27 protein-coding genes are annotated in these 25,197 nt (G+C 69.7%); 11 read left to right on the forward strand and 16 right to left on the reverse strand.

The window, feature by feature from the left end; translation table 11 throughout:
* Positions 1-8: 8 nt before the first annotated feature.
* On the forward strand, positions 9-827 hold the full coding sequence (locus HHL11_RS13210; RefSeq protein WP_169418824.1) for an FRG domain-containing protein: 819 nt from the start codon (positions 9-11) through the stop codon (positions 825-827).
* 143 nt (positions 828-970) lie between these two features.
* The gene (locus HHL11_RS13215; protein WP_169418825.1) at positions 971-1,516 is read left to right on the forward strand and encodes a MarR family winged helix-turn-helix transcriptional regulator; all 546 of its coding nucleotides are present in this window, start codon (positions 971-973) and stop codon (positions 1,514-1,516) included.
* A gap of 4 nt (positions 1,517-1,520) precedes the next feature.
* On the opposite strand, the gene HHL11_RS13220 is transcribed toward HHL11_RS13215, so the two are convergent.
* Genes HHL11_RS13220 through HHL11_RS13230 form a run of 3 tightly spaced genes read right to left on the reverse strand, consistent with a single transcriptional unit; the run spans position 1,521 to position 4,263 of the window.
* The gene (locus HHL11_RS13220) at positions 1,521-3,140 is read right to left on the reverse strand and encodes an MFS transporter (protein ID WP_425355197.1); all 1,620 of its coding nucleotides are present in this window, start codon (positions 3,138-3,140) and stop codon (positions 1,521-1,523) included.
* Positions 3,140-3,772 (reverse strand): retropepsin-like aspartic protease family protein, encoded by a 633-nt coding sequence (locus HHL11_RS13225; RefSeq protein ID WP_169418826.1) that lies wholly within the window; start codon positions 3,770-3,772, stop codon positions 3,140-3,142. Before HHL11_RS13225 ends, HHL11_RS13220 begins: the two co-directional genes overlap by 1 nt.
* Before the next feature lie 5 nt (positions 3,773-3,777).
* Complete coding sequence (locus HHL11_RS13230; protein ID WP_169418827.1) at positions 3,778-4,263, reverse strand: YajQ family cyclic di-GMP-binding protein; 486 nt, start codon at positions 4,261-4,263, stop codon at positions 3,778-3,780.
* A gap of 54 nt (positions 4,264-4,317) precedes the next feature.
* On the opposite strand from HHL11_RS13230, the gene murB reads away from it, so the two are divergent.
* The 7 genes from murB to HHL11_RS13265 all read left to right on the forward strand — a co-directional run bounded on the left by murB (position 4,318) and on the right by HHL11_RS13265 (position 11,229).
* Positions 4,318-5,358: a UDP-N-acetylmuramate dehydrogenase gene (murB, locus tag HHL11_RS13235; RefSeq protein ID WP_169418828.1), complete on the forward strand. Its 1,041-nt coding sequence runs from the start codon at positions 4,318-4,320 to the stop codon at positions 5,356-5,358.
* 96 nt (positions 5,359-5,454) lie between these two features.
* Entirely contained in the window at positions 5,455-6,468 is a 1,014-nt protein-coding gene (locus HHL11_RS13240) for an ABC transporter ATP-binding protein (RefSeq protein WP_169418829.1), read from the forward strand.
* 36 nt (positions 6,469-6,504) lie between these two features.
* Positions 6,505-7,797, forward strand: coding sequence for an ABC transporter substrate-binding protein (locus tag HHL11_RS13245; protein ID WP_169418830.1), 1,293 nt, complete (start codon positions 6,505-6,507; stop codon positions 7,795-7,797).
* Complete coding sequence (locus HHL11_RS13250) at positions 7,794-8,693, forward strand: ABC transporter permease subunit (RefSeq protein WP_169418831.1); 900 nt, start codon at positions 7,794-7,796, stop codon at positions 8,691-8,693. Before HHL11_RS13245 ends, HHL11_RS13250 begins: the two co-directional genes overlap by 4 nt.
* The gene (locus HHL11_RS13255) at positions 8,690-9,520 is read left to right on the forward strand and encodes a carbohydrate ABC transporter permease (protein ID WP_169418832.1); all 831 of its coding nucleotides are present in this window, start codon (positions 8,690-8,692) and stop codon (positions 9,518-9,520) included. Before HHL11_RS13250 ends, HHL11_RS13255 begins: the two co-directional genes overlap by 4 nt.
* Positions 9,521-9,528: 8 nt before the next feature.
* Positions 9,529-10,371: an endonuclease/exonuclease/phosphatase family protein gene (locus tag HHL11_RS13260; RefSeq protein ID WP_169418833.1), complete on the forward strand. Its 843-nt coding sequence runs from the start codon at positions 9,529-9,531 to the stop codon at positions 10,369-10,371.
* Positions 10,372-10,377: 6 nt separating this feature from the next.
* A complete protein-coding gene (locus HHL11_RS13265) occupies positions 10,378-11,229 on the forward strand; it encodes an endonuclease/exonuclease/phosphatase family protein (protein ID WP_169418834.1) in 852 nt (283 codons plus the stop codon).
* On the opposite strand, the gene HHL11_RS13270 is transcribed toward HHL11_RS13265, so the two are convergent.
* The 13 genes from HHL11_RS13270 to HHL11_RS13330 all read right to left on the reverse strand — a co-directional run bounded on the left by HHL11_RS13270 (position 11,226) and on the right by HHL11_RS13330 (position 23,739).
* The gene (locus HHL11_RS13270) at positions 11,226-11,600 is read right to left on the reverse strand and encodes an SPW repeat protein (RefSeq protein ID WP_240980070.1); all 375 of its coding nucleotides are present in this window, start codon (positions 11,598-11,600) and stop codon (positions 11,226-11,228) included. The two genes, HHL11_RS13265 and HHL11_RS13270, sit on opposite strands and share 4 nt — an antisense overlap.
* 117 nt (positions 11,601-11,717) lie before the next feature.
* Complete coding sequence (locus HHL11_RS13275) at positions 11,718-12,500, reverse strand: enoyl-CoA hydratase/isomerase family protein (RefSeq protein WP_169418835.1); 783 nt, start codon at positions 12,498-12,500, stop codon at positions 11,718-11,720.
* On the reverse strand, positions 12,487-13,149 hold the full coding sequence (locus HHL11_RS13280) for a 4-carboxy-4-hydroxy-2-oxoadipate aldolase/oxaloacetate decarboxylase (RefSeq protein ID WP_169418836.1): 663 nt from the start codon (positions 13,147-13,149) through the stop codon (positions 12,487-12,489). The genes HHL11_RS13275 and HHL11_RS13280 overlap by 14 nt, the downstream gene beginning before the upstream one ends.
* A complete protein-coding gene (locus tag HHL11_RS13285; protein ID WP_169418837.1) occupies positions 13,146-13,811 on the reverse strand; it encodes an RraA family protein in 666 nt (221 codons plus the stop codon). The genes HHL11_RS13280 and HHL11_RS13285 overlap by 4 nt, the downstream gene beginning before the upstream one ends.
* Positions 13,811-14,485 carry an RraA family protein gene (locus tag HHL11_RS13290; protein WP_169418838.1) on the reverse strand — a complete coding sequence of 225 codons (675 nt, stop codon included), beginning with the start codon at positions 14,483-14,485 and terminating at the stop codon, positions 13,811-13,813. Before HHL11_RS13290 ends, HHL11_RS13285 begins: the two co-directional genes overlap by 1 nt.
* A 4-nt stretch (positions 14,486-14,489) precedes the next feature.
* Complete coding sequence (locus tag HHL11_RS13295) at positions 14,490-15,491, reverse strand: DODA-type extradiol aromatic ring-opening family dioxygenase (RefSeq protein WP_169418839.1); 1,002 nt, start codon at positions 15,489-15,491, stop codon at positions 14,490-14,492.
* Between the two features lie 7 nt (positions 15,492-15,498).
* Entirely contained in the window at positions 15,499-16,701 is a 1,203-nt protein-coding gene (locus HHL11_RS13300) for a CaiB/BaiF CoA transferase family protein (protein ID WP_169418840.1), read from the reverse strand.
* Complete coding sequence (locus HHL11_RS13305; protein WP_169418841.1) at positions 16,698-17,090, reverse strand: Zn-ribbon domain-containing OB-fold protein; 393 nt, start codon at positions 17,088-17,090, stop codon at positions 16,698-16,700. The genes HHL11_RS13300 and HHL11_RS13305 overlap by 4 nt, the downstream gene beginning before the upstream one ends.
* Positions 17,091-17,095: 5 nt before the next feature.
* The gene (locus HHL11_RS13310) at positions 17,096-18,313 is read right to left on the reverse strand and encodes a thiolase domain-containing protein (protein ID WP_169418842.1); all 1,218 of its coding nucleotides are present in this window, start codon (positions 18,311-18,313) and stop codon (positions 17,096-17,098) included.
* Positions 18,314-18,324: 11 nt separating this feature from the next.
* The gene (locus HHL11_RS13315; RefSeq protein WP_169418843.1) at positions 18,325-19,299 is read right to left on the reverse strand and encodes a Bug family tripartite tricarboxylate transporter substrate binding protein; all 975 of its coding nucleotides are present in this window, start codon (positions 19,297-19,299) and stop codon (positions 18,325-18,327) included.
* 19 nt (positions 19,300-19,318) lie between these two features.
* The gene (locus HHL11_RS13320; RefSeq protein ID WP_169418844.1) at positions 19,319-20,425 is read right to left on the reverse strand and encodes an acyl-CoA dehydrogenase family protein; all 1,107 of its coding nucleotides are present in this window, start codon (positions 20,423-20,425) and stop codon (positions 19,319-19,321) included.
* Between the two features lies 1 nt (position 20,426).
* Entirely contained in the window at positions 20,427-21,620 is a 1,194-nt protein-coding gene (locus tag HHL11_RS13325; protein WP_169418845.1) for an acyl-CoA dehydrogenase family protein, read from the reverse strand.
* Positions 21,621-21,624: 4 nt separating this feature from the next.
* Positions 21,625-23,739 (reverse strand): acetate--CoA ligase family protein, encoded by a 2,115-nt coding sequence (locus HHL11_RS13330; RefSeq protein WP_169418846.1) that lies wholly within the window; start codon positions 23,737-23,739, stop codon positions 21,625-21,627.
* A gap of 281 nt (positions 23,740-24,020) precedes the next feature.
* Between HHL11_RS13330 and HHL11_RS13335 the strand changes: the two genes are divergently transcribed.
* A complete protein-coding gene (locus HHL11_RS13335; RefSeq protein WP_169418847.1) occupies positions 24,021-24,767 on the forward strand; it encodes a GntR family transcriptional regulator in 747 nt (248 codons plus the stop codon).
* Positions 24,768-24,794: 27 nt separating this feature from the next.
* Complete coding sequence (locus tag HHL11_RS13340; RefSeq protein ID WP_169418848.1) at positions 24,795-25,187, forward strand: RidA family protein; 393 nt, start codon at positions 24,795-24,797, stop codon at positions 25,185-25,187.
* Positions 25,188-25,197: the final 10 nt, after the last annotated feature.

Below are 25,197 nucleotides of genomic sequence, written 5' to 3' on the forward strand. Positions count from 1 at the left end.
ATGAGGGCGTGAAAGTCCTCACCCCCTCCCGCTGGTCCGAGTTCGTCGCGCAGACCGATGCGTTGCAAGGCTGGGCCTTTCGCGGCCATGTCGATGCCTCGTGGCCGCTGGTGCCGTCGCTGACGCGGCGGCTGCAGTTGTTCAGCCCCGACCCGCGCATCTGGCCGCTGCGCGAGGGACGCGCCATGCGCGTGTTCCGGCGCAAGGCGCACATCCACCTGCAGGACCGCAGCGCGCTCGACGACGACCTGCGCTGCCTGGCGCTGATGCAGCACCACGGCGCCGCCACGCGCCTGCTCGATTTCACCAAGTCGCCCTTCGTGGCGGCGTTCTTCGCGCTGGAGAGCGCCAGCAGCGACGTCGCGGTGTTCGCGCTCAATACGCCGGCGCTGTGGCACCGCGCGCCGGACTTCAACACCACGCTCACGCGCTCGCGCATCGACCCGCGCCTGCCCGGCAACTTCGAGCGGTACTTCCTGGGCAACAAGCTGCCGCTGCTGTGGTACGGCGAGCCCTCGGAGATGGACAGCCGGCTGATCGCGCAGAGCGGGCTGTTCGTGATCCCCGGCCTGCTCGACCAGCCGCTGGACGTCATCCTCGACAACTATGGGGGCTCGCAGGACCTGCTGGTCAAGTTCGTGCTGCCGCTGTCCATGCGCGACGAAGCCATGCGCGCGCTGTACCGCATGAACGTCACCTACGCCACGCTGTTCCCCGACCTCGACGGCCTGGCCCGCTCGGTGAGCTACGAACTCGAGGCGATCTGGGAACGGCTGGTGGAGGATTACGAGCGGGCGCAGCCGGCGAACCCTCCAAACTCCTCCTGAGCTCCGCTTGCTGCCGGGCTGCCGCTGAGACATTCGCCCGGCTTGTCGGATCAAGCGGGGTTTCGGGCACTCCGCCAAGAGGAGGAGGGCCGCAATTTTTCTGCGGGCTGTGAAACAATTCGTGTCCGGCCTCGAACCGCACCATGAGCAGCGTGCATACCCTTCCCCTCCATGGCGACAGCCTGTCGCAGGCCAGCCCCTGGGATGAAATCGATGAAGCCGGCTCCGGCCTGCACATCGACGATTTCATCACCACGGTGACCGGCCTGGCGGGTAACGCGTTGCGCCGCCATGTCACACTTCCTTACGCAGAACAGTTCGGGCTGTCGGTCTCCGAATGGCGAATGCTCTCGGTGCTGGCCGACTCGCGCGAGCTGCCTTTCTCGGAGCTGGTGCAGCGCTCCGCCACCGACAAGGGCCAGGTGAGCCGCACGCTGCGGCTGATGGAAGAGCGGTCGCTGGTCACGCTGCGCACCGAGGGCGTGATCCCGCGCAAGAAGGTGCTGTGCCGCATCACGCCCGAAGGCCTCGCGCTCTACGAGCAGATCATGCCCATCGCGCGCCGGCGCCAGGCCGAAATGATCCGCCAGCTCAGCGTCGAAGAGCGCAGGGCGATCTACGGCGCATTGCGGCGGCTGCGCGAAATGTGCGGCAGCACGCCCGCGCAGTCCGACGACTCGCAGTTCTAGCGGGTCATTCTTCCAACAGGTAGCGCGTCACCCGCGGCGGGCCTTCGCCTACGTGGAAGGACAGCCGGCGGTCGCGCAGCGCGACGTCGGACGCGGTGATGCGGTCGAAGCGGCGCAGGTGCTCGGTCCACGAAGGGTCGATGATCTGCTCCACGTAGTGCTCGGGCGCTTGCAGGTCGTGCAGCAGCTGCCAGTCCAGCGCGCCCTGCTGCAGGCGGCTGCGCCGGCTTTCCTGCATCAGCGCCAGGAATTCCTGCGTGCGCGCCGGGTCGATGCGGTATTCCACGCACACCTGGACGCGCCCGGGCCGCTGCGGGTGCTGCATCTGCGGCACGCGGATCACCTGCGAAGGCGTCAGGTCCTCCTCGGTGCCGCGGTCGATGACGGTGCGCTGCGCCACCAGCGCGCAGACGATGCTGCTGGCCGAGGAGATCGCCAGTGCGACGGCGATGCCGTTCCAGGTGGCCACCTGGCCCCACAGTGCGGCGCCGGCGGCAGTGCTGCCCATCACCGCCATCTGGTAGATCGCCATTCCGCGCGCCCGCACCCAGTCCGGCAGCGCCATCTGGGCGGCCACGGTCAGCGAGTTGGCGGTGGTGATCCAGGCCGCGCCGGCGAACATCATGGCCGGCACCGACAGCCAGATGGTCGGCGAGAAGGCGACGATGACCGAAGCGATCGCATGCGTGGCCGTGCCCACCAGCACGCGCGGCTGCAACGGCAGCCAGACGCGGATGCGCGGCATCAGCACCGCGGCGACGATGGCGCCCGCGCCCATGGACGCCAGCAGCACGGTGAAGGTGCCGGCCTGGCCGCCCGGCATGCCGCGCGCCACCAGCGGCAGCAGCGCCATGACGGCGGTCGAATGCAGGAAGAACAGGGCTATGCGCAGCAGCAGCGCCTGCAGCCGGCTCGATTGCAGCACGTACTGCACGCCCACCCGCATGGCGCTGGCCAGTGGCTCGCGGCCCAGCGGGCTTTCCCGGTGCACGCGGCGCCAGCGCCAGATGGTCAGGCCCGCGATGATCGACAGCACCGCGTTCAGCACGAACACGTAGGCGCTGCCCACGCTGGCGATCAGCGCGCCGGCCACCAGCGGGCCGATGATGCGCGACGCGTTCATGGCGATGCCGTTCAGAGCCAGCGCCTGCGGCAGCTCCGGCTTGGTCACGACCTCGGGGATGATGGCGGCGAACACCGGCCAGCGCATCGCCAGGCCCACGCCGTTGGCGAAGGTCAGCGCCAGCAGCAGCGGCGCGGTGAGGTGCCCGGTGAGGATGACGACGCACAGGATGGTGGCCACGCCCGCCACCCAGAACTGCGTCAGCATGAAGTAGCGCTTGCGGTCCACCGTGTCGGCCAGCGCGCCGCTGGGCACGCCGAGCAGGAACACGGGCAGGGTGGAGGCGCTCTGCACCAAGGCCACCCAAAGCGGCGACGGCCCGATCGACGTCATCAGCCAGGCGGAAGCCACGTCGTTCATCCACATGCAGGTGTTGGCCGCCATCCAGGTCAGCCACAGCATGCGGAACACTTTGGACTTCAGCGGGCCGAACGCCGTCTCGGGCTCGGGCTCGGGCTGCGCCGGCCGCAGCTGCGATGGATCCAGGGTCGAATCGGGCACTAGTAGCGTCGCTCCAGCACCATCTGGTCGTTCTGTCGTGTCATCTGGAAGCGGTTCAGGAAGCTGTTGCCCAGGAGGACGTAAGGCATGCTGGCCGGCGACACCACGGCGTCGACGTCGTAGACCTCGACGTCGCCGATGCGCACCGAGCCCAGGCGCAGCAGCCAGGCCGGGACGACCCCGTTGGCGGTGTTCACCCCGATCGGCCGGCCGGACTGGTAGTCCAGGCCCAGGCGCTGGGCGTCGCCCACGCTCATGGCCACCGAGGTGGCGCCGGTGTCGACCAGGAACTCCACCGGCTTGCCGTTGATGCTGCCGCTGGCGAAGAAATGGCCGCCGCTGCCCACCGGCAACACGATGCGGTTGCCGCGCGGCGACTCGGTGCTGCCCATGCTGGCCGGCGCGTCGCCGACATGCAGCGTCTGCCGCTTGCCGCCGATTTCCACCACGGCCTGGTCGCCGCTGGTGGAGAGCACCTTGACGCCCTGAACGCTGTCGCCGGGCGCCACCGTCTTCGGGGCGCCGTCGATCATCAGCAGCGCCTTGGTCCCCAGCATGCCCTGCAAGGTGACGCTCTGGGCCGCCGCGCCGAAGGCGGCCAGCGCCAGCAGCAAGGCGGCCAGGCGCTGCATGGCCCTCAGTCGCGGAAGTTGCTGAAGGACAGCGGCAGGTCCGCCATGTCCTTGCGCACGACGGCGATGGCCGCCTGCAGGTCGTCGCGCTTGGCGCCGGTGACGCGCACCACGTCGCCCTGGATGGACGCCTGCACCTTCAGCTTGCTTTCCTTGATGAGCTTCTGGATCTTCTTGGCCTGTTCGGCCTCGATCCCGCTGCGGACCTTGACGACCTGCTTCACCTTGTCGCCGCCGGCCTTCTGCACGTCGCCCTTGTCCAGGAAGCGCGGGTCGACGGTCTGCTTGGCCAGCTTGCCGAGCAGGACGTCCTGCACCTGTTGCAGCTGGAAGTCCGCATCGCCCGTGATCGTGATTTCCTTGTCCTTGATCTCGATGGCCGCGGACGTGCCCTTGAAATCGAACCGCGTGCCCACCTCCTTGACGGTGTTGTCCACGGCATTCTTCACTTTCACCATGTCCGGCTCGCACTGGATATCGAACGACGGCATATCGGCAGGTCCTCCTTCGCCCCGTCCCGGGGCTCCTTCAGTCACAATTGTCCCATGATCGTCGAGCAAAACGCGTCGCTGCAGCCCCACAACACCTTCGGCATCGTCGCGAAGGCGAGGACGTTGGTGCGCGTGAAGGACGAGGAGGACGTGCAGCAGGTGCTGGAGCATGCGCAACTCGGCGGCGAACCGAAGTTCGTGCTGGGCGGCGGCAGCAACATCGTGCTGACGGGCGACGTCAAGGCCGTGGTGCTGAAGGTCGAGGTTCCGGGCAAGCGCATCCTCGAGGACGGCCCGCGGGCCACCATCGTCGAATTCGGCGCCGGCGAGAACTGGCACGACGCCGTCACCTGGACCCTGGACCAGGGCCTGGGCGGGCTGGAGAACCTGGCGCTGATCCCCGGCACGGTGGGCGCGTCGCCGGTGCAGAACATCGGCGCCTATGGCGTGGAACTGCAGGACCGCTTCGAGTCGCTGGATGCCATCGACCTGGCCACCGGCAAGCTGTTCACGCTGGACGCGTCCCAGTGCGCCTTCGGCTACCGCGACTCCGTGTTCAAGCACCCGCCCGGGCGCGAGGGCGACCTGGGCCTGGCCGGCCGGGCGCTGATCCTGCGCGTGCGCATGCGCCTGGCCAAGCCCTGGAAGCCGGTGCTGGGCTACGTGGACCTGCAGCGCAAGGTGCACGAGAGCGGCGTCGACCATCCCACGCCGCGCCAGGTCTACGACTGGGTCTGCGCCATCCGTTCGGCCAAGCTGCCGGACCCGAAGGTGATCGGCAATGCGGGCAGCTTCTTCAAGAACCCCACCGTGACGCCGGAGCAGTGCCAGGACATCATCGCCCGCGACCCGGGCATCGTGCACTACCCGATGCCGGACGGCTCCATCAAGCTGGCCGCGGGCTGGCTCATCGACGCCTGCGGCTGGAAAGGCAAGTCGGTCGGCCAGGCCGGTGTCTACGAGAAGCAGGCGCTGGTGCTGGTGAACCGCGGCGGCGCCACGGGCGGCGAGGTCGTGACCCTGGCGCGGGCGATCCAGACCAGCGTGTACGAGCGTTTCGGCATCCGGCTGGAGCCGGAGCCGGTGGTGGTGTAGGGGGCGCAGCTTGCTGCGCACCATGCGATGCGCACCGCACGGAGTCAGGGCAATCCCGTCATCGGACTGCCACGGGACTGTCATAGACTGGCCCGCATGTCATCCATCCAGCTTGTCGGCGTTGCCAAGCAGTGGGGCGACACGATGGCGCTGGAACAGATCGACCTCGACATCGCGGCCGGCAGCTTCTGCGTGCTGCTCGGTCCGTCCGGCTGCGGCAAGTCCACCACCTTGCGCATCATCGCTGGCCTCGAGACGGCCACCAGCGGCCAGGTCTTCATAGCCGGCCGCGACGTCACGGCCCTGCCGCCCGCCCAGCGCGGCGTGGCCATGGTGTTCCAGAATTACGCACTGTTTCCCCACCTGAGCGTCGCGGACAACATCACCTTCGGCCTGTCGGTGCGCAAGGTGCCGGCCGCCGAGACGGCGCGCCGCCTGGAAGAGACCGCCGAACTCCTGGGCCTGGCCAAGCTGCTGGCGCGCAAGCCGGGCCAGCTCTCGGGCGGCCAGCAGCAGCGGGTGGCGCTGGGCCGCGCGCTGGTGGCGCAGGCGCAGGTCTGCCTGATGGACGAACCGCTGTCCAACCTGGACGCCCAATTGCGCCAGGAGATGCGCACCGAGCTGCGCGAGCTGCAGCAGCGCCTGGGGCTCACCGTCGTCTACGTCACCCACGACCAGGCCGAGGCCATGAGCATGGCCGACCAGGTGGTGCTGCTGAATCGCGGCCGCATCGAGCAGGCCGCGACGCCGCGCGAGCTGTATGCGCGGCCGGCCAGCACCTTCGCCGCCAGCTTCATCGGCACGCCTGCCATGAACCTGCTGCGGGTGGAGGGCGAGGCCATCGCCGGCAGCGTCGTGCCCGCGGGCCGGGCCGCGCACTGGCTGGGCGTTCGGCCCGAGGCCGTGCGCCTGGGCGGCCAGGTGCCGGCCGCCGTACGCAGCGTCGAATATCTGGGCGCCGACCTGATCCTGCATTGCGCAATCGGCAGCGAAACCTTGACCGTGCGCGCCAACGGCCAGGCCGAACTCGCCGCCGGCAGCAAGGTACTGCTCGAATGGGCGGCCGCCAACACCCACCACTTCGACGCCGAGGGCCGCAGGCTGGGTTGACACGAGACTTTCACAACAACGAAGGAGACTGTCGAGATGAAAAGAAAAACGTTCACGCTGTTCCTTGCCGCCGCGGCGGCTGCCTCCCTCGCCTGGACGCCCGCGCAGGCGCAGGCGCAGACGACGGAGGTCTCCTTCTTCTATCCGGTCGCCGTGGGCGGCCCGATCGCCAAGGCCATCGACGGCTTCGCCGCCGACTTCATGAAGGCCAATCCCGGCATCAAGGTCAACCCGATCTACGCGGGCACCTACCAGGAAACGATCGTCAAGGCGCTGACCGCGCACAAGGCCGGCACGCCGCCGGTGACCTCGGTGCTGCTGTCCACCGACATGTTCACCTTGATCGACGAAGACGCCATCGTCCCCATCGACAACTTCGTCAGGACCGCCGACGACAAGGCCTGGCTGGACAGCTTCTACCCCGCCTTCATGATGAACAGCCGCAGCGGCGGCAAGACCTGGGGCGTGCCCTTCCAGCGCTCCACGATCGTCATGTACTACAACAAGGAGCTGTTCAAGGAGGCCGGCCTCGACCCGAACCGCCCGCCGGAGAACCTGGCGGAGCTGAAGGCCGCGGCCGCCAAGCTGACGAAGAAGGACGCGAGCGGCAAGGTCCTGCAGTACGGCGTGCAGATCCCGTCCACCGGCTTCGGCTACTGGATGCTGCAGACGATGACGACGGCCAACGACGCCATCCTGGCCAACGACGCCGGCACGCAGGTGAAGCTGGACGACCCGAAGGTCGTGGAGTCGCTGCAGTACTGGGTGGACCTGGGCAAGGCCGGAGTGCACCCGCCCGGCGTGGTGGAGTGGGGCACGACGCCCAAGGACTTCTTCGAGAAGAAGACGGCCATCATGTACACGACCACCGGCAACCTTACCAACGTGAAGGCGAACGCCAAGTTCGATTTCGGCGTCGGCATGATCCCGGGCAACAAGCGCAAGGGCTCGCCCACCGGCGGCGGCAACTTCTACATCTTCAAGAAGGCCTCGCCCGCGCAGCAGGAAGCCGCCTTCAAGTTCATCAAGTGGATCACGCAGCCGGAGCGCGCCGCGGTGTGGAGCATGGACACCGGCTACGTCGCCGTGTCGCAGGCCGCCTACGGCACCGATGCGCTGCGCAAGTACGGCCGCGACTTCCCGCCCGCGCTGGTGGCGCGCGACCAGCTGCCGGTGTCGGTGGCCGAGTTCTCCACGCATGACAACCAGCGCGTGACCAAGGCGCTGAACGACGCGGTGCAGGCCGCCCTGACCGGCGCCAAGACGCCGGCCCAGGCGCTGCAGGACGCGCAGCACGAAGCCGATCGCATCCTGCGCTCGTACAAGTGAGCGCGCGGCGCCTCGGCGCCACCGGTCCCGGAGCCACCGCCGTCCACGCCTGGCTGCTGCTGCTGCCGGCGCTGGTGCTGCTGGTGGCCTTCACCCATTGGCCGGCGGTCGCCACCTTCATCGACAGCTTTTATTCGACGCCCAAGGGCAGCCGCCCGGCGGTGTGGGTGGGCCTGGAGAACTACCAGGCCATGGTGGACGACCCGGTGTTCTGGAAGGCGGTGCGCAACAACCTCTGGTTCGCGGGCGCCACCATCCCGCTGTCCATCGGCCTGGCCCTCGTCATGGCGCTGTGGGTCAACGAGCGCATCGCCGGCCGCGCCTTCCTGCGCATGGCCTACTTCACGCCGACGGTCTTGCCGATGATCGCGGTGGCCAACATCTGGCTGTTCTTCTACACGCCGCAATACGGCCTGCTGGAGCAGCTGACCGGCGCGCTGGGCCTGCCTTCGCACAACTGGCTGGGTGACCCGCGCACGGCGCTGGCCTGCGTGACGGTCGTTGCCGTGTGGAAGGAAGCCGGCTTCTTCATGATCTTCTACCTGGCCGCGCTGCAGACGCTGAACCCCAGCCTGCGCGAGGCGGCGGCGATCGAAGGAGCTTCGCGCTGGACCTTCTTCCGCCGCGTGCAGTGGCCGCTGCTGATGCCCACGACCTTGTTCGTGCTGGTCAACGCGGTGATCAACGCCTTCCGCGCCGTCGACCACATCTTCGTGCTCACGCGCGGCGGGCCGGACAACGCGTCGACCTTGCTGCTGTACCACCTGTACGAAGTGGGCTTCAAGTTCTGGGACACGGCGTATGCCGCCGCGATCACGGTGGTGCTGGTCGTCGTGCTCGCGAGCGTGGCGCTGTTCCAGTTCTTCGTGCTGGACAAGCGGGTGCACTACAAATGAAGCGAGCCGATCGCCTGGCCTACAACGAGCCGACCTGGCTCGATACCGTGGCTGCCTGGGTGCTGGCGCTGGCCTGGATCCTGCCGCTGCTCTATGCGGTGTGGACGGCTTTCCATCCGGCGGAGTTCTCGACGCGCTTCACCTTGATGGCGCCGCTGACCTTGGACAACTTCCGCCGCGCCTGGGAGGCCGCGCCCTTCGCCCGCTATTTCTTCAACACCACCTTGCTGGTGGCGATGATCCTGGCGGTGCAGCTGGTGCTGGCGACGCTGGCGGCCTATGCCTTCGCGCGCTACACCTTCCGCGGCAGCAACGTCGCCTTCGCGCTGGTGCTGGTGCAGCTGATGATCATGCCGGACATCCTGCTGGTGGCGAACTACAAGACGATGGCGCGCCTGGGCCTGGTCGACTCGCTGGTGGCGATCGGCCTGCCTTACTTCGCCTCGGCCTTTGCCATCTTCCTCCTGCGCCAGACCTTCCTGGGCATCCCGAAGGAGCTGGACGAGGCGGCGCGGGTGGAGGGCGCCAGCGCGATGCAAGTGCTGTGGCGCGTCTACGTGCCGCTGGCGCGGCCCGTCTACACCGCGTTCGCGCTGGTGTCGGTCAGCTTCCACTGGAACAACTTCCTGTGGCCGCTGATCATCACCAATAGTGTGGAGGCGCGGCCGCTGACGGTGGGGCTGCAGGTCTTCTCATCGCCGGACCAGGGCGTAGACTGGTCAGTCATCACTGCCGCGACGCTCATGAGTTCCGCACCGCTGCTGGTCGGGTTCCTGCTCTTCCAGCGCCAGTTCGTGCAGAGCTTCATGCGGGCCGGCATCAAGTAAGCCAAGCCATGTTGCTCGTCACCTGGAACACCCAATGGTGCTGCGGACTCGACAAGGTGGTCAGCCCGCGGCGCATCGTCGAGGGCGCCCGCGCGCTCGGCGACTTCGACGTGCTGTGCCTGCAGGAAATCGCGGTCAACTATCCCGCGCTGGCCGGTGGGCCGGGGCACGACCAGCCGGCGCTGCTGCGCGAGCTGCTGCCCGGCTTCCAGTTCTTCTACGGGCCGGCGGTCGATGAATTCACCGCGGCTGGCCGCCAGCAGTTCGGCAACCTCATCGCGACCCGCCTGCCGGTGAAGCAGGTGCGGCACCACCCCTTGCCCTGGCCGGCCGACGAAGGCGTGCGCAGCATGCCGCGCATGTGCACGGTGGTGACGGTGGCCGACCCGCGGCTGGGCCCGGTGCGGGTGATGACCACGCACCTGGAGTTCTTCTCGAAGCCGCAGCGCATGGCGCAGGCGCGCGCCTTGCACGCGCTGCATGCCGAGGCGGTGGGGCAGGCGAAGGCGCCGCCCGCGCCCAGCAGCGACGGCTCGCCCTTCCAGTCCAAGGCGCACACCGGCGAGGCCGTCCTCTGCGGCGACTTCAACCTGGTGGCCACCGACCCGGAATACGGCCTGCTCACCCAGGCGGCTGGCCGTTCCACGCTGCACGACGCCTGGGCGGCACTGCACGGCGCGGCGCCGCAGCCGCCGACCTTCCTGGTGCACGACCGCACCTACGGTCCGGTGCCCATCGCCTGCGATTTCGTGTTCGTCAGCGAGGGCCTGCGGGGCCGGGTGAAGCGCACGGCCGTCGATGGCGCCACCCAGGTGTCGGACCACCAGCCGGTGCTGGTGGAGCTGGGCTGAGCCGCCATGATCATCGTCAGCTGGAACATGCAGTGGGGCCGCGGCGTCGACGGCAAGGTCGACCTGCAGCGCATCGTGCGCACCGCGCAGGCGCTGGGCGACTTCGACGTGCTGTGCCTGCAGGAGGTGGCGGACCATTACCCGGGGCTGGACGGCGCCGGCAAGGCCAACCAGTTCGCCGAACTGCCCGAGTTGCTGCCAGGTTTCCACGCGATCGAGGGCGTGGCGGTGGAACGCAACACGCCGGGCATCGGCCGCCAGCGCTTCGGCAACATGATGTTCACGCGCGAGGCGCCGGTCCAGGTGCTGCGCCACCAATTGCCGTGGCCCGGCGACGGCACTCAGGCCAGCATGCCGCGCCTGGTGATCGAAGCCGTGCTGCCGGCGCCCGGTGGCGCCATCCGCGTGCTGACCACGCACCTGGAGTACTACTCGGCGCTGCAGCGCGCGGCGCAGGTCGAGCGGCTGCGGCAGCTGCAGGCCGAGGCGGGCAGCCACGCGCGCCTGCCGCCGCAGGCCGGGCAGGAGGGCAAGCCTTTCGAAACGCGCGAGCGCAACAGCCGCGGGGTTATCTGCGGCGACTTCAACTGCGACGCGCCGGACCCGATGATCGCCCGCCTGCAGCAGCCCGAAGGCCAGATGCCCGGCTGGTGCGACGCCTGGCCGGTCGCCCACCCGGGGCAACCGCACCCGATGACCATCGGCCTGCACGACCACCAGCAGTGGCCGGACGGGCCGCAGTGCTTCGACTTCTTCCTCGTCTCCGCGGACCTGAAGGGCGCGGTGCGGCGGATGGAGGTGGACGCGGCTACCGACGCGTCCGACCACCAGCCGATCCTGCTCGAACTGGAGCTTTAGTGCGGGACGCGGCGCGGCGGGAACCAGCCGAACTCGTCGTCCGTCACCAGCACCCACAGGGCCAGCAGGCAGGTGACGACGCCGACGGCGATGACGTTCTGCATCGCCACCCGCACGCCGGTGAATTCCAGGATCCAGGGCGAGGCGATGAGCCACAAGCCCATCACCAGCTCCGAATACTCTTCCCAGGATTCCGGAACGAACAGCTCGACCATCTCGAACGCGAACAGGACTGCACCGATCATCACGCAGTTGCCGGTGGCGGCCAGGTTGGTGTGGGCGAACCCCAGCACCCAGGGCGACGCCATCAGCCAGATCGCCACCAGGACGCTGACGACGTCCTGCCAGTGCTTCATGCGCTTCAGCTTCATACCGAGCCTCCTATGGCCGCATCGACCGGCGGCAAGGCCATTAAAACGCCGCGCGCGCTTTTTGGGGGCTCCCGGCTGTCGGGCGATTGTCCGTAGAAAGCCCGTTCCGCCGTCGGCTCAGCGGCCGTGGAACCGGGCCGGCCGCTTTTCCTGCCAGGCCCGGCTGCCCTCCCGCAGGTCTTCGGAGGCCTGGGCCCGGGCGATGTCCTGCGCGATGCGCCCGGCATCCAGCCGGCCGCGTGCCATGGCGCTGATGTGCCGCTTCATAGGCAGCAGCGCCAGCGGACCCATGGCGGCGAGCTCCGCGCTCATCCTGTCCAGCTCCCGAACCAGTTCCTGCGGATCCGCCAGCAGCCGGTGCAGCATGCCCGCCGCCAGCATCGCCGGGCCATCGAAGCGCTCGGCCAGCAGCATCACCCGGCGCGTGAGGTCCGGGCCGAGCAGCGCCACATAGCGCTCCAGGCCGCCGCGGTAGTAGTGCAGGCCCAGGCGTGCCGCCGGCACCTGCCATTCGCAGCCGGCGGCGCCGAGGCGGAAGTCGCAGGCCAGCGCGAGGTCGGTCGCGCCGCCGTACACGCCGCCTTGCAGCGCCGCGATGGTGACCGGCCGCGTCGCTTCGATCGCATCGGCGAGCTGCTCGAACAGCCGCCCGGCCTCGCCGCCTTCGCCCGCCATGCGGTTCAGGTTGAAGCCGGCGCAGAAACTCCGCCCGCTGGCGACCAGGCGCAGCACCAGCACCTCGGGCCGCGCATCCACCGCATCGATGTGCGCCAGCAGGGCGTGCAGGTCCTCCGGTTCCAGGCGGTTCGCCTGGGCCGGGCGCTGCAGCGCAATGGTGGCGATGCGACCTTCGATCTGCAGCGTCGGCACGCCGCCCGGATCGCGTTCAACGCCAGCCATAGACATCCAGCGTGCTGGCGCCGGCGCGCAGCCGCTCCAGGATCGCGGCTTCCTGCGCCTCGCGCGCGTGCGAGGCGGCCAGCACCTGTTCGGCCCGGCCCGCGGGAATCGCCACCACGCCGTCGCCATCGCCCACCACGAGATCGCCCGCCTGCACCACCACGTCGCCCATCAGGACCGGATGGTTGATCCAGCCGGTGGCGCCGAAGTCCTTGCCGGTGCCGCGGATGCACAGCCCGCGTGCGAACACCGGGAAGCCGATCGCGGCCAGCAGCACGCCGTCGCGCACGCAGCCGTCGATGACCAGGCCGGCCATCTTCCGCGCCTGCGCCATGGTGCTCATGATCTCGCCCCAGTAGCCATGTTCGTAGGCGCCGCTGCAGAAAGCCACCAGCACGTCGCCGGGCTGCGCGATGTCCAGCGCGCGATGCAGCCACAGGTTGTCGCCGGGCGGCGCGTGCACCGTCAGCGCAGGGCCGGCAAAGCGGAAGCCTGGCGCCATCGGCTTCAACACAGAGGGCAAGGCGCCGATCTTGCCGGCCGCTTCGTGCAGCGTGGCCGTCGGCAGCTTCGCTGCCTCGTGCACCAGCGAGGCCGCGACGCGCTGCCTGCCGGTGCGGGTGGTAGCCGCGGGATCATGCCGCTTCATGCCGCCTCGCGCGCCTGCAACTGGTGGTAGCGGAAGGCCTTGCGGGCCTCGTCCAGCCGCATGCCGTCGCGCACCGCCGCGCGGATGCGGTCTTCCGCCGCCTCGATGGCTTCCGCCGTTTCCAGGACGCGGTCCTCGTGGGCGCGCGGGATCACCAGCACGCCGTCGCAGTCGCCCTTGACCAGGTCGCCGGGCGCCACGCGCGCATTGCCGATGTTGACCGGCACGCCGGTGGCTTCCACCTGCACGCGGTCCTTGCCGGTGCGCATCCAGTGGGCCTTGCTGAAGATCGGGTAGCCGAGCTTGCGGCACAGGTGCGTGTCGCGGCAGACGCCGTCGATCAGCGTGCCGGCGATGCCGCGCCGGTGCGCGATCTCGGTGAGGATGTCGCCCCACACGGTGGCGTCATCGCGCCCGCCGTTGTCCAGGACGATCACGCTGCCGGGCGGCACGTCGTCGATGTAGTCGCCCACGGTGCCGGGCGGGTTGCCGGCCGGCCCGTACAGCAAGGTCCAGGCGCGGCCAGCCATGCGGAACGACGGGTCGCGGCCTTGGATCCGGTAGCACTGGCCGGCGATGCCCAGCTTGTCCAGCGCGTCGCTGAGGGTGGCGGTGTCCAGTTTCGCGGCGCGCGCGACGTTGCGGTCTTCGGTCGGGTCCATCAGGAATCCTTCTGCAGCATGTGTTCGTAGTTGCCGCCCATCACTTCGGCAATGGGCGTGCCGGCCAGGATGGCCTTGGCCATGGCGGCCTCTTTCGCGACGATGCCTTCGGCGGCCTCGAGCACGCGTGCTATGTCCGCCGCGGCGATGAAGAGGACGGCGCTGCGATCGGCCAGCACGTAGTCGCCCGGCTGCACCTGGACTTCGCCAATCTGCACCGGCACCTGCGTACCGAGCTCCACCACGCGGCCGCGCGCGGTGCGCGAGGTGAGGCTGCGGCTGAAGACGGGAAAGCCGTAGGCGATGGCTTCGTCGACGTCGCGCAACGGGCCGTCGGCCACCACGCCTTCGACGCCGCGCACCTTGGCGCCCAGCGTCAGCAGCCCGCCCCAGCACCCGGCCTCGACGCCGCTGCGCTGCTCCACGACGATCACGTGGTCCGGGCCGGCCAGGCCGATCGCGCTGCAACCGAGGTGCACGGGTGGGCCGGGCGGGCGCTCGCCCGGGCCCACTTTCATGGTCACGGCGCGGCCGGCGATGCGGCCGCCGCCGTGGTCGGGGCCGCTGCGTTGCGGAATGCCGGTGACGGCGCCGGCCAGTCCCAGCTTGTCGAGGGCATCGGAAACGGCGCAGGCGTCAAGCCGGCGCAGCCTCTGCACGAAGGGATCGCTCATGTCTTCACTCCAGGGTCTTCCAGGCCGCGAACGCGAGACCGGTGCCGGTCAGCGCCGGCGTGCGGTAGCCCGGGATGTATTCCAGCCATTCCATGTCCAGGTCCTTGGCCATCTCGCCGACGACCAGCCAGTTGCGGATCTCCGAGCTGCCTGCCTGCAGGCGCTTCGGGTCGAAGCCGGCGAGCGCCGCGCTGTCCTTGTTGCGCACGGCGGCGATCACCTGCTGGTCCAGTTCCTCGTCCACCACGAAGTGGCTCAAGCCGCCGGAGGCGATGACGCCCACGCGCAAGTCCTGCGGCCATTGCGCGACGAGCTCGCGCAGCGCCCGCCCCAGCGCCACGCAGCGCCGCGGCGTCGGCTGGTTGGGCGGATCGAAGGTGTTGAGGATGACGGGGATGACGGGCAGCTCGTGCGCGCCCAGCAGGCGGCGGTGCACGAACTGGAAGGCGTGGCCCTCGAACTGGCCGCGCTCCAGGCCATCGAGCGCGGCGATGTCGAAGTCGCGGTCGCACAGCTGGCGCACCAGCCACTGCGCGAGCTCGCTCTGCACCGGGTAGTCGCGGTCGCGTTCCGGCTCGTGCCGCCACATGCGCGCGGACTTCATCCAGCTGTCCGAAGGCGAGGCCGGTTCGCGCGCGGTGTTGCGGATGGTGTCGCCGTAGTAGATGGCGATCGCCGGATTGTTGGTGGTGCGGAACAGCTCGGTCTGGTCGTCGCCGACGATCAGCAGGACGTCCAGGCGGGCGGCGCGGATGCGATCGCCCAGGTGGTCCATCGCGGCCTGGGCGGCGTCGAAGCGTTCGCCCATCTTCACGGGCGTGACCCTCGCTTCGCTGCCGGGCGGCGCGGCCGCGAGCAGGGTTTCGTAGTCGGTGCGCTCGCCCTGGCGGTCGAAGTAGTGGGGGTTCTTGGGGTCGGCGGCGCGGAAGCCGTGCTGCCAGTCCTCGCGCTGCGAGACCAGCATGATGCTGTGGGAAGAGGCGAAGGCGGCGGCCAGTCTTGCCATGATGTCCTCAAACGACGAAGCGCTCGCGCAGCTGCGCGATGCGATCGGGCGCGTAGCCCAGTTCCTGCAGGATGGACTCGGTGTGGGCGCCCTGCAAGGGCGCGGCGTCCAGCCGCGTCTGCGCGCGCGGGTGCCGCGAGAACTGCATCGGCAGGCCGACGACCTCGATGCCGCCCAGCTCCGGATGCTGCATGGTCTGCGCGATGCCCAGGTGGCGGACTTGCGCGTCCGCGAACACGCGGTCCACGGTGTGGATGGGGCCGCAGGGCACGCCGGCGCCCAGCAAGCGGTCGGTCCACCAGGCCGTGCTGTGCTGGCGGAAGCGCTCGCCTACGGCGGCATTCACGCGGTCACGGTTGTGCACGCGCTCGGGGTCGGAGCCGAAGCCCGGTTCGGTGACGAGATGCGGAACGTCGAGCGCTTCGCACAGGCGCTTCCACATGGTCTGGCCGATGGCGGCGATGTTGATGTGGCCGTCGCTGGTGGCGAACACGCCGGTGGGCACCGTCAGCGGATGCTCGTTGCCGGTGGATTGCGGCACCTTGCCGTCCACCAGCCATTGCGCGGCCTGGAAGTCCAGCATCGCGATCTGCGCTTCCAGCAGCGAGGTCTGCACCCACTGGCCTGCGCCGGTCGCCTCGCGTTCCAGCAGCGCCGCCATGATGGCCTGCGCGCAGAAGTGGCCGGCGCAGAGGTCGGCGATGGGGATGCCGGCGCGCATCGGGCCTTCGCCGGGGCGGCCGGTCACGCTCATGAGTCCGCCCATGCCCTGGGCGATGGAGTCGAAGCCGGGCCAGCCCATGGCCGGGCCGTCCTGGCCGAAGCCGGAGATGCTGGCGTAGACCAGCCGCGGATTGATCGCGCGCAGCGCATCGGGGCCGATGCCCAGGCGGTGCTTGACGTCGGGCCGGTAGTTCTCGATGAAGACGTCCGCGCGCTGCACCAGCGCATGCAGGATCTCGCGGCCCTCGGCCTCCTTCATGTTGAGCGTCAGGCTCTCCTTGTTGCGGTGCAGGTTCTCGTAGTCGGCGCGGTTGTGGTCGCGCCCGCCGATCATGTCGTCGCCGCCAGGTGCGCCGGGCGGGATCTCCAGCTTGATGACGCGGGCGCCGAGGTCGGCGAAGGTGCGCACGGCGGTCGGGCCGGCGCGCACGCGCGAGGCATCGAGGATCGTGAAGCGCGAGAGCGGGCCGGGGCGGGGCGTGTTCATTCCTGCGCCTCCACCGGCGTGAACATCGGCACCGCGTGGCCGCTGTGCGAGGGCTTGAACACGACGCGCACGGCAGCGCCGATGGCGACGCGTGCGGGGTCGCAGTCGACCAGGTTGCTCATCACCGTCACGCCCTCGGCGAGTGTGACGAAGGCGAGGGTGTACGCGTCCTCGCCCTTGCCCATGGTGCTGAAGGAATAGACGCTGCCGGTGCCGGTGGCATCGACCCAGGCGGTGTCCTCCGCCAGGCAGAAGGGACAGATGTCGCGGGGATAGTGGTGCACGCGGCCGCAGGCATTGCACTTCTTCAGCAGCAGGCGGCCCTGGTCCGCGGCCTGCCAGAAGGGCAGCGACTCGGGCAGCGCCTGCGGTGCGGGGATCTTGCGCATGGTGCTCAAAGCCTTTCGAGGATGAGGGTGGCGGCCGTGTGGCGCGAAGCGAGCGCGCCGCCGATGCCGCTGGCCAGCGCCCAGGCGCAGCCGGGTACCTGCACGGCGGGGTGCGCTTCGCCGCGCAGCTGGCGCACGGCCTCGATCACCTTGGTGACGCCACCGCGGTTGGCAGGGTGGTTGCTGCACAGGCCGCCGCCGTCGGTGTTGAAGGGCAGCCTGCCCTGGCCGGAGATGAGGTTGCCGTCGGCGACGAAGCGCCCGCCTTCGCCCTTGCGGCAGAAGCCCAGGTCCTCCAGCTGCATCAGCACGGTGATGGTGAAGCTGTCGTAGAGGGAGGCGTACTGGATGTCAGCCGGCGTGATGCCTGCTTCCGCGAAAGCGCGCGGGCCGGACCAGGCGGCGGCGGAATACGTCAGGTCCACCTGGCCGCCCATGCCGTGCTTCTGCGCCTCGCCGGTGCCGCGCACGACGATCTGCGGGCGCTTCAGTTCGCGCGCGATCTCGGGACGAGTGACGATCAGCGCGCCGCCGCCATCACTCATCACGCAGCAGTCCAGCCGGCGTAGCGGGTCGCTGACCAGGGGCGAGGCCAGCACTTCTTCCACGGTCACCGGCTTGCGCAGCAGCGCGTGCGGGTTGTGCTGCGCGTGCTGCGAGGCGGCGACCTTGATCCAGGCGAGCTGCTCGGAGGTGGTGCCGAATTCGTGCATGTGCCGCTTGGCGACCATGGCATAGAGGTTCTGAGTCGCCGGCCCATAGGGCAGCTCGAAGGCCAGCTCCGGCGCGTCGGGGTCCGGCGCCTTCAGCGCCAGCGGCGCCTTCGCGGGCCGGCCATCGGCGGCCGCGGCAGCGGCGCGCGCCTGCGCTTCCGCCAGCGCGGCGCGTGGGCGCCCCGCCAGCGTGATCAAGGCGATGTTGCAGCGGCCGGCCGCGATGGCTTCGGCCGCATGCGCCACGTGCAGGATGGGCGCGGAGCCGCCACATTCGGTGGAGTCCAGGTGGCGCAGCTTGAGTCCCAGGTATTCCGCCACGGTGGCGGTGCCCAGGCCGGGTGCGTCGCCGGCGCAGAAGTAGCCGTCGATGTCGTCCTTGGCCAGGCCGGCGTCGGCCAGCGCGCCCTTGGCGACGTCGGCGTGCAGGCGCAGCACCGAGCGGTTCTCGGCCAGCCGGGTGGGGTGTTCGTAGGCCCCGACGATGCAGGCCTTTCCGTTCAGGGACATGGGTAGTTTCCTCACTGCTCCGGCGTGAAGCCGCTGGACTTGATGATCGGGCCCCAATAGGCGAGCTCCTTGCGCTGCAAGGCGTCCATCTCCTTCGCGGGGCGGTAGTCGGGGCTGAGCGACAGCTTGCTCAGTTGCTCGCGCACCTCGGGCAGGCCCAGCGCGAACTGCAGCGCGCGCTGCATGCGATCCAGCTGCACCGGCGGCGTCTTCGCCGGCGCCCAGAAGGCGGTCCAGGCGTCGCCCGTGTCGACCGCGATGCCTTGCTCCATCAGCGTGGGCACGTCCGGCAGCAGCGGCGAACGCTTCGCGCCGAACACGCCGAGCACGCGGACCTTGCCGCCTTTCAGGTGCGGCAGCACGTCGCTGGCGGTCATCACGCCGGCCGGGACCTGGCCACCGAGGAGGTCCGTGATCAGCGGGCCGTTACCGCGATAGGGCACGACCTGCATCTCCACGCCCGCCGCCTTGCCGAACTGCATGCCCGAGAAGTGGGTCTGGCCGCCCGCGCCAGCCGAGCCGAAGCTGGTGTCCTTGGGGTGGGCCTTCAGCCACTGCACGTATTCGACGGCGTTCTTCACCGGCATCTGCGTGCCGACGGCCAGCGCCAGCGGATAGGACGCCACCACCGCGACCGGCGCGAAGTCCTGCAGCATGTCGTAGCGCAGCACGCTGGTGGGGTACAGCAGCTGCTGGAACACCGGCGTGGCATTCGGCGCCACCATGTAGGTCAGGCCGTCGGGCGCGCTCGCCTTCAGCAGCTGCGCGGCGATGCGGCCGCCGGCGCCCGGCTTGTTTTCCACCAGTACCGGCTGCTTCAGCGTGGCGGACAGCTTGTCGGCCAGCACGCGCGCGATGGTGTCGGTGGAGCCGCCCGGCGGGAAGCCCACCAGCAGCCGGATGGTTTCGCCCTGTGCGTGCGCGGCGAACGAGAAGCCCAGGGCCAGCCCGGCCAAGCCGGATTGCAGGGCGCGGAAGAATCGCATGCTTGTCTCCTTGGTGTGTTCAGTTCGTGGCCAGGACGTGCCGCAGGTGGAAGGCGGCGTCGCCGGCTTGCTGGCCGATGGCGATGAGGCGCTTGGCGTAGTGGCCGACGCGGCATTCGTCGGTCATGCCCATGGCCCCGTGCATCTGGATGGTGGCCAGGCCGGCGCGGCGGCCCGCTTGCGACGCGAACACCTTGGCGGCGGACACCAGGCGGCGCCGCTGCACCGGCTCGCCTGCCGCCACCGCCATCGCGGCGACGCAGGCCATGGACTTGAGCTGTTCCAGGTCGATCGCGAGATCGGCCACGCGGTGCTGCAGCACCTGGAATTTCGCCAGCGGCGCGCCGAACTGCTTGCGCGTGCGCAGGTGGTCCACCGTCGCCGCCAGCAGGGCTTCGACGGCGCCGGCCGTTTCCGCGCAGAGCGCGGCGATGCCGGCGTCGAGCGCGGCTTCGATCGCGTCCTCGACGCCGTCGGTCGCGAGCAGGCGCGCTTCCGCCAGCGTGACCGCTTCGAAGTCCACGTGCGCCGCGCGCCGGCCGTCCAGCGTGTCGAAGCCGTGCACGCGCACGCCGGGCGTGGCTGCATCGACGGCGAAGACGGCCAGGCCCGTCGCGCTGCGCGCCACGACCAGGAACAGCGACGCGCTGTCGCCATGCAGGACGAAGGTCTTGCGGCCTTGCAGCTCCCAGCCGCGCGGCGTGCGCGTGGCCTGCAGCCGCGGCGCGGTCCAGTCGTAGCGCTGGCCTTCTTCTGCAATCGCCAGCGCCGCCTGCATCTCACCGCTGGCCAGCGCGGGAAGCCATTGCAGCTTCTGTTCGGGCGTGCCGAGCGCCGCCAGCAGCTGGCCGGCGATGACAGTGGAGGCCACGAAGGCACCGCCGCCTAGTGCGCGTCCCAGCTCCTGCGCCGCCAGCATCACTTCGATGGCCCCTTGGCCGCTGCCGCCGAAGGCGGCGGGGAGGGGCAGGCCCAGCAGGCCCAGCTTGGCCATGCCCTTCCAGCGCTGCCTGGCCTGTTCCGCGCTCTCGGGGTTGCCGCGGTGCTGCGCCGGGTATTCGCCTTCGCAGAAGCGTTGCACGGCTTCGCGCAGCGCCAGGTGGTCGTCGTCCAGTGCGAAGTCCATTTCAATACACCTCCAAGGTGGCGCGGGCGATGAGGTTGCGCTGGACCTCGTTCGTGCCGCCGTAGATGGACACCTTGCGGGCGTCCAGGCAGTTGGCCGCGACGGCCGTGAGCTCCGGTGCGACCGCGGCTTCGTCCAGGTGTTCGAGGAATTGCGCTTCGGTGGAGAAGGGCAGGGCGTCGGGCCCGGCGATGTCCACCAGCGTCTCGTAGATGGCCTGCCGCAGCTCGGTGCCCCGCACCTTCAGCATCGATGCCTCGACGGCTGGCGTGCGGCTGCCCTGGCCTGGGGCGAGCAGGCGCAGCGCGGTGGCTTCCAGCGCGATCAGCTCCACCTCGAACTGCGCCAGGCGCGCCTGCAGCAGTGCGTCATCGGCCAGGCCTTGTTGCGCGGCCAGCTGGCGCGCGCGGGCCAGTTGCTGCTTGCAGGAGCCGATGCCGGCGATGCCGGTGCGCTCGTGTCCCAGCAGGTACTTGCCGTAGCTCCAGCCCTTGTGCAGCTCGCCGACCAGGTTCTCCACCGGCACCCGCACGTTGTCCAGGAAGCACTCGTTCAGGTCGGTGCCGCCTTCCAGCATGCGGATGGGCCGCACGGTGAGGCCGGGCGACTTCATGTCGATCAGCAGGAAGGAGATGCCTTCCTGCGGCTTGGCGGCCGTGGGATCGGTGCGCACCAGCGCGAACATCATCGAGCACCACTGTGCATACGAGGTCCACACCTTGTGGCCGTTGACGACGAAGTGCTTGCCGTCCGGCTCCAGCACCGCGGTCGTGCGTACGGCGGCCAGGTCCGAGCCGGCGCCCGGCTCGGAAAATCCTTGTGCCCACCAGGTGCGGCTGGCGCGGATGTCGGGCAGGTACCTGGCCTTCTGGTCCGGCGTGCCGAAGGCGATCAGCACCGGCCCCAGCATCTGGATGCCGCTGGCGATGATGCGCGGCGCGCCGGCCAGCAAGGTCTCCTCGTCGAAGATGTAGCGCTGCACGTGGTTCCAGCCCGGGCCGCCGTGCTCCGGCGGCCAGCCGGGGGTGAGCCAGCCGCGCTCCTCGAGCAGGTTGAACCAGGTGAGGTAGTCGGCGTGCTCCAGGCGCAGCCCGAGTTCGACCTTGCGCTTGATGTCGGCGGGCAGCTTGGCGCGCACGAAGGCGCGCACTTCCTGGCGGAAGGCCTCTTCGGCCGCGGTGAATTGCAGTCGCATGGCTTCACATTTCCTTGGCGACGATCAGGGCGTCCAGGGCCAGCACGCCCTCGGAGTAGGCGACCAGCGGGTTGATGTCGATCTCCTGCAGGCGCGGGTCCGCGCGCATCTGCGCACCCACGCGGGCCACCGCGCGGGCGACCGCCGCGATGTCGACGGCGGCGGCGCCGCGCGTGCCGCGCAGCACGGCGGCCGCCTTCAGGCGCTGCAGTTCCTGGACGATGTCTTCCTCTGCCAGGTCGGGGGCGAGCAAGCGCACGTCCTTCAGCGCCTCGATCCAGATGCCGCCCAGGCCGACCAGCAGCACGGGGCCCCAGTCGGCATCGCGCTTCGCGCCCACCACCAACTCCAGGCCGCGCGCGCCCATGGCTTCCACCAGCGCGCCATCGAGCTGCAAGGCGGGCCGGTGCTGCCGCACGTTGGCGTACAGGCGCTCCCAGCCGGCGCGCAGCGCCGCTTCGTCCGGCAGGCCCACCAGCACGCCGCCGGCGTCGCTCTTGTGCGGCAGTTCGCTGGCTTGCGCCTTCAGGACCACCGGATAGCCGATGGTTCGCGCGATGCGAACGGCCTCGTCGGCGCTGGTCGCCAGTTCGCCGGGCGGGATGGCGAGGCCGGCCTGCGCCAGCCAGCGCTTGCCCTGGTATTCGGCGAAGGTGCCGTTGGCGGGAATGGCGCCGGGCAGCGGCAGGGCCGGATGCGCGGCGGTCGAGGCGCGCTCGGCACGCTGCAGCGCTTCTGCATACGCGCCGACCTGGCGCAGCGCGCGCAGCGCGCGGTCGGCCGAGCGGAACAGGGCCACGCCACTGGCCTGGATCGCGTCGTGGAAGAAGGGCTCGATGGGACTGTCGTCGCCGGTGAGCACCAGCACCGCCGGCTTGCTGGCCCGCGCCAGCGCCGGCACGATGTGCGCGGCCTTGTCCTGCTGCGCGACCGAAGGGCCGACGGGAATCGCGAGCACCACGTTGCCGATGTTGCGGTCGGCCACCAGCGTCAGCAGCAACTCGCCCACCAGTCCCGGCTGGCGCACGCCGATGGTGGTGTAGTCCAGTGGGTTTTCAGGGACCGCATAGGCGGGCAGCATCCCGCGCAGCTGCTGCGCGGTGTCGTCCGTCAGGGTGGGCAGCGGCAGGCTCAGGTCCTCCGCGAAATCCAGCGCGATGTTCTTCATGGCGCCGGAGCCGGTCATGAAGGCCGTGCCGCCGGCGGCCGGCCGCGGATGGCGCTGCAGGATGGCTGTGACGTCCAGCAGTTCGTCCAGCGAGTCCACGACCACCACGGCTTCGCGGCGCAGCACCGCGCAGGCGGTGGCATGGTCGCCGGCGAGCGCGCCGGTGTGCGACTGCGCGGCCTCGCGGGCGCGCGCGCTGCGCCCGGGCATCAGCAGCACGATGGGCTTGCCGGCCGCGCGGGCCTCGGCCGCGAGCGCGCGGAAGCGCTTCGGCGCGCGCAACTGCTCGGCATACACGGTGACCAGGCGCACCTGCGGGTCGGCCAGGTAGTCGGCCAGCACGTCTTCCACCGCGACGTTGGCTTCGTTGCCGGTGGAGAACACGGTGCGCACGGGCACGCCGCGCGCCAGCAGGGCGTCGCGCAGGTTGGCGGCCATGAAGCCGCTCTGGGCCACGATGGCCACGCCCGGACGCGTCTCGCGTTCGCGCGCGGGCAGCGGCTCGAAGGTGACCGGCACGCCATCGGCCAGGTTGCTGAAGCCCATGCAGTTGGGGCCCACCAGCAGGATGCCGCCTTCGTGTGCCGCCTGCGCCAGTTGCTGCTGGCGCGCCTGGCCTTCGGGGCCCGCTTCTGCGTAGCCGGAGGCGAACAGCACGGCGGCGTGGCAGCGGCGCGCGGCCAGCTGCCGCACGGCGTCGAGCACGCCAGTTTCGGGAATGGCCAGCACTGCGAGGTCGATGCCTTCGGGCAACAGCTCGATGGCTTTGACGCAGGGGCGGCCGTTGATCTGTTCGCTGCTGCGGCTGACCAGGTGCAGCTGGCCCTCGAAGCCGGCGCGCTCCAGGTTGCCTTGCACGAAGCCGCCGAAGGACCGCGGGTCGGCCGAGGCGCCCACGATGGCGATGGAGCGCGGACGCAGCACGCGTGCGAGCGGGGAGGCGGGGGACATGGAGCCGGGGACCTTTCTGGATGCAGTACGTGGATTCTGTGGCATGCCAGAACTCTTTGTAAATACACCAGAAGAGAGTTTCAGGGTTATTCCCAGGGTGCGGCTTGGCAGTCCGGACGAACGATGCATGGCCTGTTTACCAGGGAGGAGCCGAAGTGCGGGCGAGCTGTAGGTGGCCGTCCCGGGTACCATGGGGATTGGCTAGTGAATACCCTAGTTTGGCATGCAGGTAGAAATTGATTGCATGCCACAAGCAAACTCAGATATATTCAGGACCGTTCATGGAACACACTGTCTTGCCCGATCCGCAACTCGATGCCGAAGCGCCTGCCGGCGGCGACGAAGGCCGCCCGCGTGGCGGCCGCGCCGCCGAGATCCGCGGCGCGCTGCAGGAAGAAATCGAAACCGGCAAGCTGCCACCCGGCAGCCTGCTGGACGAGCGGGCGCTCGCCACGCGCTTCCAGGTTTCCCGCACGCCGGTGCGCGAGGCGCTGCAGCAGCTGGCCGCGCACAAGCTGGTGGTGATCGCGCCGCGCCAGGGCATCACCGTCGGGCGGCTTTCGATCAGTCGTGTGCGCGCCATCATGGAAGGCATCGGCGAGCTCGAGGCCACCTGCGCCAAGCTGGCCGCGCGCCGGGTCGACGACGAACTGCGCGGCAAGCTCGAAGCGGCGCTGCAGCAATGCCAGGACGCCGCAGTCGAAGGCGGCACCGAGGAATACGGCGCGGCCAACATCGCCTTCCACGACGTCATCTACAACGGCAGCCGCAACCCTTACCTGGCAGACCTGATCCGCAACGCGCGCCGCCAGATCCTGCGCTACCGCATCCGCGACTTCGTCACCAAGGCGCAGATCAACCAGTCGCTGCAGGACCACCGCAAGATCGCCCGCGCCATCGAGGATGGCGACGAGGCACTGTCCGCACAGCTGATGCTGCTGCACGTGCCTTCCGGTTCCACCGGCTTTTCCGAGTTTCTCGCCCGCATCCCCATGCACCTCTTCGAGGCCGAACCAGGCGACGCCTGAGCGGCCTCGCCTGAAGAAAGTCCCTCCATGTCCACAACCCGCCCGCCCCGCTCGATCAACGTCCCCGGCGCCTCGCACAAGGCGCCCATCCCGGCGGCGGCAAGGGTAGGCAACGTGATCTGCACGTCCGCGGTGTCCGGCAAGGACCCGGCCAGCGGCAAGCTGCCGGACGACATCGCCAGCCAGGCGCGCAACACCTTCGCCAACCTGCGCGCGGTGCTGCAGGCCGGCGGCGGCTCGCTGGACGACGTGGTGAAGCTCGCGGTGACGATCAAGGACGAAGCGGTGCGCGAAGCCGTCAATGCCGAATGGCAGGCGGCCTTTCCCGATCCCCAGGACCGGCCGGCGCGGCACATCGTGCTGCACGACCTGCAGCACGGCATGTGGCTGCAGGTCGAGGCCATGGCCGTCCTGCGCTAGCCCGCCACCC

Origin of the sequence: Ramlibacter agri, from assembly GCF_012927085.1 — a bacterium.
Lineage (GTDB): Bacteria > Pseudomonadota > Gammaproteobacteria > Burkholderiales > Burkholderiaceae_C > Ramlibacter > Ramlibacter agri.